General features: G+C 51.6%; 12 protein-coding genes and 1 other annotated feature. Of the genes, 1 reads left to right on the top strand and 11 read right to left on the bottom strand.

What is annotated here, in order from left to right:
• Positions 1-132: 132 nt before the first annotated feature.
• From JG50_RS0115790 to JG50_RS0115750, 8 genes are all read right to left on the bottom strand, one after another.
• Positions 133-2,493, bottom strand: coding sequence for an endonuclease MutS2 (locus JG50_RS0115790; RefSeq protein ID WP_033102093.1), 2,361 nt, complete (start codon positions 2,491-2,493; stop codon positions 133-135).
• An 88-nt stretch (positions 2,494-2,581) separates the two neighbouring features.
• Positions 2,582-3,580: a spore cortex-lytic enzyme gene (gene sleB / locus JG50_RS21135; protein WP_038020990.1), complete on the bottom strand. Its 999-nt coding sequence runs from the start codon at positions 3,578-3,580 to the stop codon at positions 2,582-2,584.
• 201 nt (positions 3,581-3,781) lie between these two features.
• Positions 3,782-5,536: a DNA polymerase/3'-5' exonuclease PolX gene (gene polX, locus JG50_RS0115780; protein WP_033102092.1), complete on the bottom strand. Its 1,755-nt coding sequence runs from the start codon at positions 5,534-5,536 to the stop codon at positions 3,782-3,784.
• 52 nt (positions 5,537-5,588) lie between these two features.
• Positions 5,589-6,125, bottom strand: coding sequence for a CvpA family protein (locus JG50_RS0115775; RefSeq protein WP_033102091.1), 537 nt, complete (start codon positions 6,123-6,125; stop codon positions 5,589-5,591).
• 13 nt (positions 6,126-6,138) lie between these two features.
• Complete coding sequence (gene zapA, locus JG50_RS0115770; protein ID WP_033102090.1) at positions 6,139-6,387, bottom strand: cell division protein ZapA; 249 nt, start codon at positions 6,385-6,387, stop codon at positions 6,139-6,141.
• Between the two features lie 64 nt (positions 6,388-6,451).
• The gene (gene pheT / locus JG50_RS0115765) at positions 6,452-8,872 is read right to left on the bottom strand and encodes a phenylalanine--tRNA ligase subunit beta (protein WP_033102089.1); all 2,421 of its coding nucleotides are present in this window, start codon (positions 8,870-8,872) and stop codon (positions 6,452-6,454) included.
• 18 nt (positions 8,873-8,890) lie between these two features.
• Positions 8,891-9,892, bottom strand: coding sequence for a phenylalanine--tRNA ligase subunit alpha (gene pheS, locus JG50_RS0115760; protein WP_033102088.1), 1,002 nt, complete (start codon positions 9,890-9,892; stop codon positions 8,891-8,893).
• A gap of 152 nt (positions 9,893-10,044) precedes the next feature.
• Positions 10,045-10,285, bottom strand: a binding site (T-box leader).
• Between the two features lie 67 nt (positions 10,286-10,352).
• On the bottom strand, positions 10,353-11,162 hold the full coding sequence (locus JG50_RS0115750; protein ID WP_052154400.1) for a TrmH family RNA methyltransferase: 810 nt from the start codon (positions 11,160-11,162) through the stop codon (positions 10,353-10,355).
• A 247-nt stretch (positions 11,163-11,409) separates the two neighbouring features.
• Between JG50_RS0115750 and sspI the strand changes: the two genes are divergently transcribed.
• Entirely contained in the window at positions 11,410-11,622 is a 213-nt protein-coding gene (gene sspI, locus JG50_RS0115745; RefSeq protein WP_033102086.1) for a small acid-soluble spore protein SspI, read from the top strand.
• Positions 11,623-11,746: 124 nt separating this feature from the next.
• On the opposite strand, the gene JG50_RS0115740 is transcribed toward sspI, so the two are convergent.
• The 3 genes from JG50_RS0115740 to JG50_RS0115730 form a co-directional block, all read right to left on the bottom strand.
• Complete coding sequence (locus tag JG50_RS0115740) at positions 11,747-11,977, bottom strand: hypothetical protein (protein ID WP_033102085.1); 231 nt, start codon at positions 11,975-11,977, stop codon at positions 11,747-11,749.
• A gap of 93 nt (positions 11,978-12,070) precedes the next feature.
• Entirely contained in the window at positions 12,071-12,490 is a 420-nt protein-coding gene (locus tag JG50_RS0115735; RefSeq protein WP_033102084.1) for a disulfide oxidoreductase, read from the bottom strand.
• A gap of 11 nt (positions 12,491-12,501) precedes the next feature.
• Positions 12,502-13,179, bottom strand: coding sequence for a DsbA family protein (locus JG50_RS0115730; RefSeq protein WP_033102083.1), 678 nt, complete (start codon positions 13,177-13,179; stop codon positions 12,502-12,504).
• Positions 13,180-13,207: the final 28 nt, after the last annotated feature.

Raw genomic sequence — 13,207 nt, 5'->3', positions numbered from 1 at the left:
TTTTTATGATAAACGAAAATCACCTGGCATAAAGCAGAAACCAGACAAGTCCGACCACAAAAAACAGTACGGCGATCGTTCCTAAAATCCGCGGCAGATATTGCATAGAAAACCTCCACTGCTCACCGGTAGTCAGCGCAATTCCACGATGGTTACGCCCGAACCTCCTTCGCCGTGGGCTCCGAGGCGGAATCCTTTCACACTGCGATGTTTCCGCAAAAACTCCTGTACGCCGGTGCGAAGTGCGCCGGTCCCTTTCCCGTGAATCAGCGAAACCTGTTTATATCCTGCGAGGAGGGCTTTATCCAGATAGCTGTCAATTTCCAGGATGGCTTCTTCCACCATTTTCCCGCGCAAATCAAGTTCCGGTTTTACATCGGTTCTTGAGCGTTTCACGGTTGATTTGATTTTGACAGCGGGAGCGGGTTTGGCTGACGCCCGCTTCTCGAGGCCGTCGCGGTGAATTTTCATTTTCAAAAAGCCGATCTGCACCTGAAATTCATCGTTATCCAGCACTTCCACCACTGTTCCGGTCTGATTGATCGAGAGCACCGTCACCTCGTCACCGACCTCGATTTTTCGGGATTTTCCGGCTGCCTTCTTCGTTTTTTTGGGCAACTCCCAGTCCGGAACAGCCTGATCCAGCCTTTTTTTCGCTTCAATCAATTGATGTTCCTTGATATCTTGCGGTTTCTGTTTCGCCCATTCGCGCAACTCTTTCAACACCGCTTCTGCTTCGCGCTGGGCCGTGCGCACGATTTCCCGCGCCTCCATGCGCGCTTTCTCCTTGATTTTCGCCTTCTCTTCTTCCCACTGATCCAGCTGCCGGCGCATATCCTCATACAGCGCTTCCGCTTCCCGGTGCAACTCCGCGGCTTTGATCCGTTCCTCTTCCGCTGCTTTTCTTTCCGCGGTGAGGCTGCTGATCATCTCTTCCAGCCGGTTTTCTTCGCTGGAAAGATGCTGTTTCGCCACTTGGATCAATTCTTCCGGCAATCCGAGCCGTTTTGAGATCAGAAACGCATTGCTTCGCCCGGGAACACCGACGAGCAGACGGTAAGTCGGCCTCAATGTCTCCACATCAAATTCAACGCTGGCATTGACTGCTTGCGGATGCGTATGGGCAAACAATTTCAATTCGCTGTAATGGGTGGTGGCAATGACCAAAGAGCCACGGGAAATGACATGCTCCAGAATGGCAATGGCCAGTGCAGCCCCTTCGGTCGGGTCGGTCCCTGCTCCCAGTTCGTCAAATAAGACCAAACTTCCCTCATCGATTCGCTTTAAAATGCGGATAATATTCCGCAGGTGTCCCGAAAAGGTGCTCAAGCTTTGCTCAATGCTTTGTTCGTCTCCGATATCGGCAAATACTCCGCTGAAGACGGGCATCGTGCTCTCTTCTTCCGCCGGAATCGGAATTCCCGACTGCACCATCAGCGCAAACAAGCCTACCGTTTTCAGCGTCACTGTTTTCCCGCCGGTGTTCGGTCCCGTAATGATGACAGACCGGTATCGTTTCCCCATCTCAATATCGATCGGAACGACCTCTTCCGGCGAAATCAAGGGGTGGCGCGCTTTTTTCAGGCGCAACGTCTGATCGGTCGAAAGCTGCGGACAGACCGCTTTCATCTGATAACCGAACCGGGCCCGGGCCGCGATCAAGTCAAGTTCAGCCAGGGCGGCCACATTCGCCTGCAGATGCTCAGCCTCTTCCTGCACCTTGGCTGTCAGGAGACCGAGCACGCGATCCACTTCTTTCTGCTCCGACAACTCCAGTTCACGCAAGCGGTTGTTCAATTTCACCACCGCTTCCGGCTCAATGAACAGCGTGGCTCCGGAAGCTGATTGATCATGGATAATCCCGCCAAATTGCGCCCGGTACTCCTGCTTCACCGGAATCACATAGCGATCAAAGCGCTGAGTGATGATCGGTTCCTGCATCATTTTCTGATAGTGGGCACTTCGGATCATGTTATTTAACGTCGACTGAATTTGCCCGCGCACGTCCCCCATCTGCTGACGGATTCTCCGCAACTCCGGGCTGGCCTGATCCTTCACCATCCCCTGATCATCAATGCAGGCGAGGATTTCCTTTTCCAAATGATCCAAGCTTTCTATGCTCTCCGTCAGTTCCCTGAGCAAAGGGAGTTCGGCCGTTTCCTCTTCCAGTTGCCGCAACAGCGACTTCACTTTTCTTCCGGCGGAAACCGTGCTGGCAATCTCCAGGCACTCCGCTTCATTCAACAATCCGCCCAGAGCCGCACGGCGCAAACTGGCACGAATGTCGCGCACACCGCCGAGCGGAATATCCCCTTTTAAACGGAGAAGATCCATCCCCTCCTGCGTCTCCGCCAAACGGCACTTCACTTCTTCCCATTGATCCGAGGGAACCATCGCCTCGACTTTTGCCTTGCCGAGGCTCGTCGCCGCATGGCTTTTAACAATCTCTTTTACTTCATCATATTCCAACGAATTCAGCGTCCATTGTTCCACGCCGACATCTCCTCTTTAATAAAAAAATCCCTTTCTATTATAGCACGACTGCAAACGGAAAAACCGAATCCCTGCGGGAAGGATTCGGTTATTTGCAGAAGACATGTTTTCCGATTCTCTTGATGATCGGCCGGCTCCAAATCCATTTGGATGTGGAACGAGCAGGGTTGAAATAATACAAAGCTCCGCCCGAGGGATCCCAGCCATTGATCGCATCCATTACAGCCTTGCGTGCGGTTTCATCCGGTTCCATCCAGATCTGCCCGTCAGCCACTGACTCAAATGCCAACGGCTGATAAATAATCCCCGGAACCGTATTGGGAAATTGGGAGCTGTCAACCCGGTTTAAAATAACCGCGGCAATCGCCACCTGGCCGACATAAGGCTCGCCCCGGCCTTCGGCGTAAACGGCCCGTGCCAACAGATTGATGTCGCTCTTACTAAATCCGTGACTGCTTTTGGGCAGCGTGAACGCTTTCCTGGCTTTTTTCGGAGCATAGTTCCTGGTTGCCTTGCGCAGCTTCGCCATCGTTTCCGGACCGGCGATCCCGTCGATTTTCATCCCAAAACGGTATTGAAACAGGCGAACGGCGTGATAAGTCCGATTGCCGTAAACACCGTCAATTTTCCCTGTATAAAAGCCGAGAAACCCGAGTCGCCCTTGCAGTTCCCAGACTCCCCCGCCGCGCGCCCCGCGTTTGAGCACCGGCCCTTTGGGCTTCTCTTTCGTCATCTCCGGTGTCCAATGCTTGGTTGCCTTCCACAGGCGAAGTTTCGTTTTGGGGCCGACGATCCCGTCGATTTTCATGCCAAAGGCATACTGGAACAGACGGACGGCCCGGTAGGTTCGGTTACCAAACACGCCATCCACCGGGCCCGTATAGTAGCCCAGCAATTTCAAACGGCCCTGCAGTTCCAGTACATCTTTTCCGGAAGAACCCTGCTTCAAAATCCCGGAGCCAAAGGCTGGAACCGGATTTGCCTTGGCGGCCGTCTGCGCCCACAGATCCGTGTGGATGCCGGTAACCGCCACCAAAACGACCGCCAAAAGAAGGAGCGCGATTTTGATAAAAGTTCGGTTTCGCATACGGAAAAACAACCCTTTCCAGGTTGGTATTTTCCGTTATTATGCTTACCTTTCCCGCAAATCATACGGAAACCCTTTGATAAGGAACGACGCCCGTGGACGGTTTCCGATGATCAGTGACATGTGAGACTGCCATGAAAACACAACATTAAATCGTCCATCCCTTTTTAACCGGGGTCATCCCAAGCGGGACATGATCAGCTACTTCCCATTTTCGGCTTTCGATTTCCCTGTCTTTTGTTTCAAGCGTTGCAAGAGTTCATGTAACGGCAACGTGTTCAGCACATCTTTCGGTTCCAGCCAACCCCGCCGGGCGGTGGCCACTCCATAGGCGATATTGCCCAGCTCTGCGGTGGAATGGGCATCGGTGTTAATGGCAAAGGTGAGTCCGTACTCTTCTTTTGCTTTTTTTATAAGCTCGTCGTTTAAATCGAGGCGGTGCGGGTTGCTGTTCAGTTCCAAAATCGTGCCTGTCTCCTTTGCCGCCTGAAAAATGCGGTCGACATCCACGGAATAAGGGTCGCGCCGCAGGAGAAGGCGCCCCGTCGGATGGGCGATCATGTTGACGTACGGATTTTCCATGGCCTGGATGATGCGTTTGGTCATTGCTTCCTCGTCCTGGTTAAACCGGCTGTGGATCGAGGCAATGACAAAATCCATCCGGGCCAGGATTTCATCAGGATAATCAAGACGCCCATCCGGTAAAATATCCATTTCCACCCCTTTTAATATCACGATGCCCTCCAGTTCGGCATTGATCCGCTCAATCTCCGCCCACTGTTCCATCAATTCCTCCACCGACAGCCCGCCGGCCACTTTCAGCGATACTGAATGGTCGGTGATGGCAATATACTCGTATCCTCTCGCCTTGGCTGCCAACGCCATGTTTTTAATGCTGTCGGCTCCGTCGCTGTACAGGGTGTGCATATGCAAATCCCCGCGAATCTCTTCCGGACGGATCAGCCCGGGCAGATTGTCCTGCTCAGCCCGCTCCATCTCGCCCCGGTCCTCGCGCAGTTCCGGGGCGATCCAGGGCAGATCCAGGGCGGCAAAAAACTCCCGCTCGTCGGCAAACGTCATCGTTTCATCCGTTTCGCTGTTAAAAATCCCGTATTCGCTCACTTTCAGGCCATATTTTTTGGCCCGTTGGCGAATGCGGACATTGTGTTCTTTGGAACCGGTAAAATGATGAAGGGCGCTGGCAAATTGAGCCGGTGTCACCAGCCGGAAATCGGCTCCCATCTCGATTCCCTCCACATTTACCCGCACGCTCACCTTGGTTTCTCCCTGACCGATGATCTCTGTCACGACGGGCAAGCGGACGATTTTCCTCCCCAGTTCCACGGGAGAGACGGTGGCGATGACAAAATCGATATCCTTGATTGTCTCTTTTCTCCGGCGGAGGCTCCCCGCCAGTTCCATTTGCAGGACTTCTTCCTCATCCTTGAGCTGTTCGGCCAAATGGCTGGCAACAAAGAGCGCCTCATGCAGCAAACGGCGTTCCGGCCTGTTCTGCACCTGGGCGATCGCCTCCAGGATCTTCTGCTCCTTTTTAGGGCCGAATCCCGGCAGAGAACGAATTTTTTGCTTTTCCGCCGCTTCTTTCAATTCGTCCATGTTTTTAATGTCCAGTTCCTTATAAAGCGTGTGAACCGATCGCGGGCCGAGCCCCGGAAGTTTGAGAAGTTCCGGAAGACCTGGCGGCAATGTGCTTTTCAGCTCTTCAAGCATGCCGATCGATCCGGCGGCAACCAGTTCCTCAATCACCCCGGCCGTCCCTTTTCCAATCCCCGGCAGTTCTTCCAGGCGATCCAATTGTTTTGCAATCGGAAACCGGCAGTTTTCCACCGTTCGGGAGGCACGGCGGTAGGCATTCACCTTGAAGGCATTCTCCCCGCTGATTTCCAGCAGGTCGGCCAGTTCAAGCAAAGCGGCGGCTATTTGTTTGTTATGCATTGCATCACGCTCCTCACAAAAAAGAGGCTACGTTTTCCGTAGCCCCGATTTTTCACGTCTGATGGGAACCATGCAGCAAATTCTGCACTTCTTTTGTCAAATCCGGTGTGATCTTCAAACAGGTTTGGGCCAGGGCCGATGATTTGACGGCATTCTGCCCCGGTGCCCATGGCAGGACATGAAGAATATTCACGACCACCACGATGACAACGAACGTTTTTACAAAAGCGAACAATACTCCGCCGGAACGGTTGAACAGAGACAGAACCGGCAATTTCGCCACTTGATTGATCACGGAAACCGCGATGGACAAAACGAATTTCGTTCCCACGAACAAAAGGAAAAATGCCATGGCAGAGTAAATCATTTTTTCCATCGGCAGGAGCGAAAGCCACCCGTTATGAACCGAATCGGGCATCTGCCACAATTTGCTCAATTCAGGTGCCAGCTCATCGGTAAATTTGTACGCCACCCACAAAGATGCAAAATAGGTGATCAGCGAGGCCAGCTGCAATACCAGCCCCCGCTGATACCCCTGAAATAACGCACCGATGAGAAGGAGTATTAAGATCCAATCAAACAAGTTCAATGACAAGTCCTCCTCAAGGTTGCTCATCTTCAATCAGATGCATGATTTCATCATATTCTTGTTTCAGCTTAAGATAATCATCCGCAATATTGACGGCAGACAAAACAGCCAGTTTCGTGGCATCCAGACGCGGATTGTTATCGGCGATCTGCCTCATCTTTTCATCAACATGGCCAGCCACCTGGCGCATATGACCAGGGCTCGCTTTTCCGGTCAAATGATACTGCTGACCGTAAATCTCCACAGTCAATTTGTTTTTCATTTTGCAGCGCCTCCCTCACCGAGTGAAGGTTACGGTCAGGGCAGGAATCGACAGCCCTTCGATGTTATTGTCTCAGCTTTGCACCAAATGCAGAAGAGAGGAACGCGACAACCGAATCATGCACCCGATTTACTTCTTCATCGGTCAATGTTCGGTTTGAAGCGCGGTACACCAATGAAAAGGCTACACTTTTCTTTCCTTCCCCAATTTGCTCTCCTGTAAACACATCAAACAAGGATACAGATTTAAGAAGTTCTCCAGCCTCTTCCCAAATTCCTTCTTCCAGCTCCCCTACGGGCACGTTTTCGTCAACGATGACAGCCAAATCACGGGTTACTGCCGGATAACGGGGAATCGGTTCATAGATGATTTCTTCATCAATGGCCGACAGCAGTTTTTCCACATCAATCTGGAAGGCGACCGGATGTTCGAGATCATATTTCCGGGCCAGCTGTGGATGGATTTCACCCAAAATCCCGATCACCTGCTCCTCGATCACCATTTCTGCCGTTCTGCCGGGGTGGAACCCTTTTGGCCGGGCAGCGCGGAATTCAACTCCGTAAACGCCGAGACGGGTGAACAATGCTTCCAGCATCCCTTTCACTTCATAGAAATCTCCGGCGGGAAGCTCTTTCTCTTTCCAGATGGACGGCTCTTTTTTGCCCGTAACCACGCCGGCCAGTTCATAGCGTTCCAGCGGGAGTTGCTCCAATTGCTCTTCTGACGTGAGATAGGTCCGGCCCAATTCAAAGATGGAAACCCGGTCATTTCCGCGATTGATATTGTAGGCAGCCGTTTCAATCAGTTGCGGAAGCAAAGTCGTACGCAAAATCGCATGCTCGCTGCTCATCGGCATCGCCAAATGAATCGGCCGTGCTTGCGGCTCGAGCGATTCCACTTCCGCTTCCGTTTGCTCGGAGGTCAAGCTGTAGGTCAAGACCTCATGAAGCCCCATGTTGCGGAGCGTATGGCGGATGGTGCGGCGCAATTTTTGCTCCCTGGTCAAACCGCCCGGCGGTTGCTGTCCCCACGGCAAAGTGGTCGGGATCCGATCATACCCGAAAATCCTCGCCACTTCTTCAATCAGATCGACTTCGATCATCACATCAGGGCGTCGGGTCGGCACCTGAACCTCATACAGCCCGTCATCCATACGTACAGGGAAACGCAAGCGGCGGAAAATATCCAACACCTCGGGCTGGCTGATTTGCACTCCCAGCAGGTTGACCAGCCGCTCGTGCCTCAATTCGACAATAATGTCATCGATGTCACCCACTTTGTGCACAACCGGCTCCGAACCGGCAACGCCTCCGGCCAACTGGCACAACAACTGGACGGCACGATTGAGGGCCGGCACGATTTGTTCCGGGTCAACCCCTTTTTCAAACCGGGCGCTCGCCTCCGTGCGCATGGCTAATTTGCGCGCTCCCTGGCGGACCAGCATCGGGTCGAAGAAAGCTGATTCAATGAGGACGGAAACGGTCTGCCCGGTCACTTCCGAAGACTCTCCGCCCATTACACCGGCAACGGCCAGCGGCTCTTCCCCATTGGTGATCAGAAGCATTTCCGGGTCGCAGGTTCTCACCGTTCCATCCAGCGTGGTGATTTGCTCCCCTTCCTGTGCGCGCCGGACCACAATCTGGCCTCCGCCGATCCGGTCATAATCAAAAGCATGAAGCGGCTGCCCCATTTCCAGCATCACATAGTTGGTGATGTCGACAATGTTGTTGATCGGACGGATTCCGGCAGAGATGAGCCGGTTCTGCATCCACTGCGGGGACGGGCCCACCTGCAGATTATGCACAACCTGGACGGCATAAAACGGGCAGTCTTCTTCCGATTCAATGTAAACATTCACGGGAGAGTCATACTGCGGCGCCGTTTCGGTAATCATCGGCAGGCGCAGTTCCCGGTCAAAGATGGCGGCGATTTCATAGGCGACACCGACCATCCCGAGACAATCGGAACGATTGGGCGTCAGCTGCAATTCGATCACCTGGTCATTCATGCCCAAGTACTCTTTAATATCCCCGCCGACCGGTGCTTCTTTTTCCAGGACAAGAATTCCTTCCGTCTGCTCTTTCATCAGCACTTTTTCCGGGAAGCCCAGTTCCTTCGCTGAGCAGATCATCCCGTTCGATTCGATTCCGCGCAACTCTGCTTTTTTAATATGAACACCGCCCGGCAATTTCGCACCGACGAGGGCGACGGGAACGCGTTGTCCGGCTGCGACGTTTTTCGCCCCGCAGACAATTTGCAATATCTGCCCTTTGCCGACATTCACCATGCAGACTTTGAGGCGGTCCGCATGGGGATGGGGCTCGACGGATAAAACCTCTCCGATGACCACACCGCTGACTCCGGGATCACGCGTATAGATCACTTCCACTTCGATCCCGGTACGGTTCAATTCTTCTGCAATATCCTCCGGCGTAATGCCTTCCAGATCCACATACTGGGACAGCCATTCATAAGATACAAGCATGATACTTGAACACTCCTCTCACACCGTTTTGAATTGACGCAGGAAACGCAAATCATTGTTGTAAAAATGGCGAATATCATCAATGTCGTACTTCAGCATGGCAATTCGCTCAACTCCCATGCCAAAGGCAAAACCGGAATAGCGTTCCGGGTTGTACCCCGCTTTTTCCAGGACGCGCGGATGAACCATTCCGGCACCCAGAATTTCGATCCATCCTTTTTCCGGGTGATAGATATCCACTTCCACGCTTGGTTCGGTAAACGGGAAATAGCTCGGGCGCAAGCGCATTTCGGTTCCTTCGCCAAAGATTTTTTCAATAAACGACAACAGGACGCCATTGAGCTCACTCATCGAAACCCCGCGGTCAACAACCAGACCCTCGATCTGGGTAAATTGGTGAGAGTGGGTGGCATCATCGTCATCGCGGCGATACACTTTGCCCGGGCAGATGATCCGCACCGGAACATATCCTTCTTTCTTTTCCAAGGTCCTCACCTGAACTGAGGAAGTGTGCGTGCGCAGCAGCAGTTCCGGCGTGATGTAGAATGAATCCTGCATGTCGCGTGCCGGGTGTTCCTGCGGCATGTTCAATGCTTCAAAGTTGTATTTATCCGTTTCCACTTCGGGTCCTTCAGCGACTTCAAATCCCATGCCGACAAAAATATCCTCAATTTTTTCAATGATCAAATGAAGGGGATGAAGCGAACCAACATTTCGTTTCACGCCCGGAAGCGTGACGTCGATTGTCTCTTTTGCCAGTTGCTCTTCAAGGGCTGCCGCCTGCAAAGCCGCTTCTTTTCCCGTTATCAACTGATCCAGGTGATTGCGGATTTCGTTGGCCAAACTCCCGATCACCGGGCGCTCTTCGGGCGACAAACTGCCCATCCCGCGCAACACGCCGGTCAGTTCCCCTTTTTTTCCCAAATACTTCACCTTCAGCTCCCGCAATTCTTCCAGCGTAGTCACCTGTTGAATCGCCAGAGCCGCCTCACTGCTCAAAGCTTCCAATCGCTCGCGCATGAAAAACGCTCCTTTCTCATCAAACTCTCATTTTTTTCGGCACAACCCCGGGACACAAAGCTGCATTTTCACATCCCAAGGCTGAAAGTTAAGTAAAACCAGGGGGCCCACGACCTGACATGCGATTCAAAAAATAAAAAAATCCCGTTCCCATAAGGGACGAGAGATTCCGCGGTACCACCCTTGTTGAAAAGAAAAGGGAAAGTCCCTTCCTTTTCCTCTTGGACTGAAATAACGGTCAACACCGGTTCCCTCTACTGTAGACATTCCGTCTGGTTCAAAGGACAGCTCCAGAGCGAACTTCGGCAGCCGTTTCCTGAAAGTGCTTCCAGTCACGGCACTTTCTCCCTGGTCAAGGACGTACTGCTTACTCCTCTCCATCATCGCCATGCCAATATAATAATTATCCATCTGAAAATTATTTTATTATTATAAGCGAACATATGCGAGCCAGCAACCTCTACTTATGCTGATATTGCTGACGCACGCGTTCAAAAAGGAGAATCGCTCCCACAGAGGAGACATTTAACGATTCCGTTTGCCCTGGCATGGGGATTTTGACTTGCACATCGGCACGGGCCAGCAAATCAGGGTGAACTCCACGGCCTTCGTTGCCCAATAAAATCGCCACCCGTTTGGAATAGGGATAATCGAAATGATACACACCGGCATGCGGTGTCGTCCCCACGACCGTCACCCCCTGTTCGCCAAGCATACCAATCGCCTCAGCCAGATCCGCCTGCACCAGCGGAATGCGAAAGATGGAGCCCATGGCGGCACGAACCGCTTTGGAGTTAAAAGGATCAACCGTTCCTTTGCCCAGCAGAATCCCATCGACTCCCGCCGCTTTGGCCGTACGGATGATCGTTCCCAAGTTGCCCGGATCCTGGATCGCATCGAGGAGCAGATAGGTGGCCTCTTGCTTTTGCCGGGCTAAGAGCTCATCCGGCGACCACTCGGGAAGACGAATAACCGCGGCAATCCCCTGGGGGGTTTCCGTTTCAACCAAGCGGCGAAAAAGGGGAGGAGCCAATTCATAGACGGGAACCCGTTCCGGAAAACGGTGAAGAAGCGGCTCTGTGATACCGGTTTTTCCCTGCTCCAGCAGCACCGCGAAAAAGGGAATTCCGGCCTTAAGCGCTTCCTCCATTAAATGTTCGCCCTCGATCAGCAAAGCCCCTTGCTGTAATCTCCCTTTTTTTGTTTTCAACTTTTGCCATTGTTTCACCTGTTCATTTGCCTGTGAAGTAATCAACCGGATTTTTGTCATTCTTCTGCGCCTTGTTCCTTCCTGTTTTATGATTTTTCTTCAAATTCTCCCGGGCCTTGCCCATTCCCTCGTACAACCAAACCGCTCCTTGTGCTCACACCGGGCCATATCAAAATGTTTCCCGGCACAGCCGCTGACGATCAACGGCATCGCCTGCCAATTTTTGCGATCAGCCTTAACTAACATATCCAATTTCCGGATAAAGTCCTTTTTTCCGCACATCCTAGTTAAAAAAGGAGGTCAGATGATGAATTTTGACATTCGCGGTGCAGTAATCCACAACATTCATACCATGAATACACAAGAACTGCAAGAGCTTGTGGTTGATTCCATTCAGCGCGGTGAGGAAAAACTGCTGCCCGGGCTCGGGGTTCTCTTTGAAGTGATCTGGAAAAACAGCAACCCCAATGACCGGAAAGCGATGATCCAAACCCTGCACAATTCCCTGCCCAAAAGTTGAATGCGAAAAGCAAGAAGTGAGTTCAAATCCTGGCTGCCGAGCTCACTTCTTCCCAAAACTCAACCAATAAAAAAAGCCCGTCCTTTTAAAAGAACAAGGCTCAAGAAATGATACCGCCCATCTTTTACCAAAATCCCCCGCCAAATCCTCCCCAGCCAAATCCGCCAAATCCCCACCACCAGAAGATAAAGAACAAGAAAATAATCACCAGAACGGCGATTACAATCCACCAAGCCCAACCAAACCCGCCGAAAAAGACGCTGGTCAACTTGGTTTTTGGCTTGTTGCGGTTCGCATCCAACGCCTGGACCGGGGTAATCTGGCGGTTTTTATCCCTGAGTTTGGGTTTGTTCATGGCACCGATCTGTCTCCTTTCTTATCCAGTTCACTACTAATGTATGTAGAAAATGGTTGGATGGTTGGACAGATGGTAACCCCCATCACCCAATTATTCGCTTTCTGTTCTGGCAAAGGAAAGAAACAGAGTAATCAGGATAAATGCGATGAGCGCCAAAAACGGAATCGTAATAAATCCAAGCCAGTTAATCCACTCCTGGGTGCAAGGGACTCCGACCTGACAGGAGGCCACTTTCGCCAGAGCCGGCACTTTTTGCTCCAGATAATGATACAGGGAAACACACCCACCGATGATGGTTAATGGCAAAACATATGGAATGATATTCCGGTCCGTGCGATAGGAGGCAATTCCCAGCAGAATCACCAGCGGGTACATAAAAATTCGTTGCACCCAGCACAATGTACAGGGGATGAAACCAAGCACTTCACTGAAGAAGAGGCTACCTCCGGTTGCCACAATCGCCACTATCCAAGCAAAATAAATACCGTACGTATTTAACAACCTCTTCATCTTTTTCCCACTCACTTTTGGTTCAGTTCATCGTTGATCAATTTTTTCAGGTCGTTGTAGTCAAAGGGATTTTCCACCATTTTTCCATTGATGAAAATGGTCGGAACCGAATTGAATCCCAATTTTTGCGCAAATTGGTTATGGGCTCTCACCTGCTGCGCATATGTTTTATTTTGCAGATCTTTCCTTACCTGTTCCGCGTTCACTTCAGGGATGTTCTGTTTGATCAAAGAGACGATAAAGTCGGGAGTGGCCCAATTCTGATCTTCTTTTCCCTGATTTGAGTAAACAGCGTCATAAAATTTCCAAAAAGCGTCGGGGTTTTGCCGGTAAACGGATTCTGCCGCTTGGCTCGTTATCTCGGAATTGGGGCCGAGGAATTCGAGGCTGGTAAAATACATTTGCGCTTTTCCCGTATCAATATATTCTTTTTTCAACTGCGGATAGATCACATCATGAAACTGCTTGCAGACCGGGCAGTTAAAGTCGCCGAATTCCATGATTTTCACCGGTGCCTGGGCACTTCCGATCCGCGGCATTCCGGTGTATGTAATCGCAGCCGCCTTATCCTCTTTGTCACTTAGCAAAGGCGCGACAATCGCGTAAATCCCCACAGCGAGAAAAAGAACCAAAATCGTAATCATGGTGATGGTACTTGCTGAACTCTTCTTTTTATGCTGATTAGCCATTTCCTCACACCTCCCTCAATAAATTAAG

Origin of the sequence: Thermoactinomyces daqus (genome assembly GCF_000763315.1) — a bacterium.
GTDB lineage: Bacteria > Bacillota > Bacilli > Thermoactinomycetales > Thermoactinomycetaceae > Thermoactinomyces_A > Thermoactinomyces_A daqus.
Note: the sequence above shows the minus strand (reverse complement) of the source record. Positions and strands in the feature narration are given on the sequence as shown.

Bases quoted from the DNA above. Each gene is read 5' to 3' on its own strand.
- sleB (WP_038020990.1), bottom strand. From the start codon at position 3,580: ATGCGAAACCGAACTTTTATCAAAATCGCGCTCCTTCTTTTGGCGGTC.
- polX (WP_033102092.1), bottom strand. From the start codon at position 5,536: ATGCATAACAAACAAATAGCCGCCGCTTTGCTTGAACTGGCCGACCTG.
- zapA (WP_033102090.1), bottom strand. From the start codon at position 6,387: ATGAAAAACAAATTGACTGTGGAGATTTACGGTCAGCAGTATCATTTG.
- pheT (WP_033102089.1), bottom strand. From the start codon at position 8,872: ATGCTTGTATCTTATGAATGGCTGTCCCAGTATGTGGATCTGGAAGGC.
- pheS (WP_033102088.1), bottom strand. From the start codon at position 9,892: ATGCGCGAGCGATTGGAAGCTTTGAGCAGTGAGGCGGCTCTGGCGATT.
- JG50_RS0115750 (WP_052154400.1), bottom strand. From the start codon at position 11,162: ATGACAAAAATCCGGTTGATTACTTCACAGGCAAATGAACAGGTGAAA.
- sspI (WP_033102086.1), top strand. From the start codon at position 11,410: ATGAATTTTGACATTCGCGGTGCAGTAATCCACAACATTCATACCATG.
- JG50_RS0115740 (WP_033102085.1), bottom strand. From the start codon at position 11,977: ATGAACAAACCCAAACTCAGGGATAAAAACCGCCAGATTACCCCGGTC.
- JG50_RS0115735 (WP_033102084.1), bottom strand. From the start codon at position 12,490: ATGAAGAGGTTGTTAAATACGTACGGTATTTATTTTGCTTGGATAGTG.
- JG50_RS0115730 (WP_033102083.1), bottom strand. From the start codon at position 13,179: ATGGCTAATCAGCATAAAAAGAAGAGTTCAGCAAGTACCATCACCATG.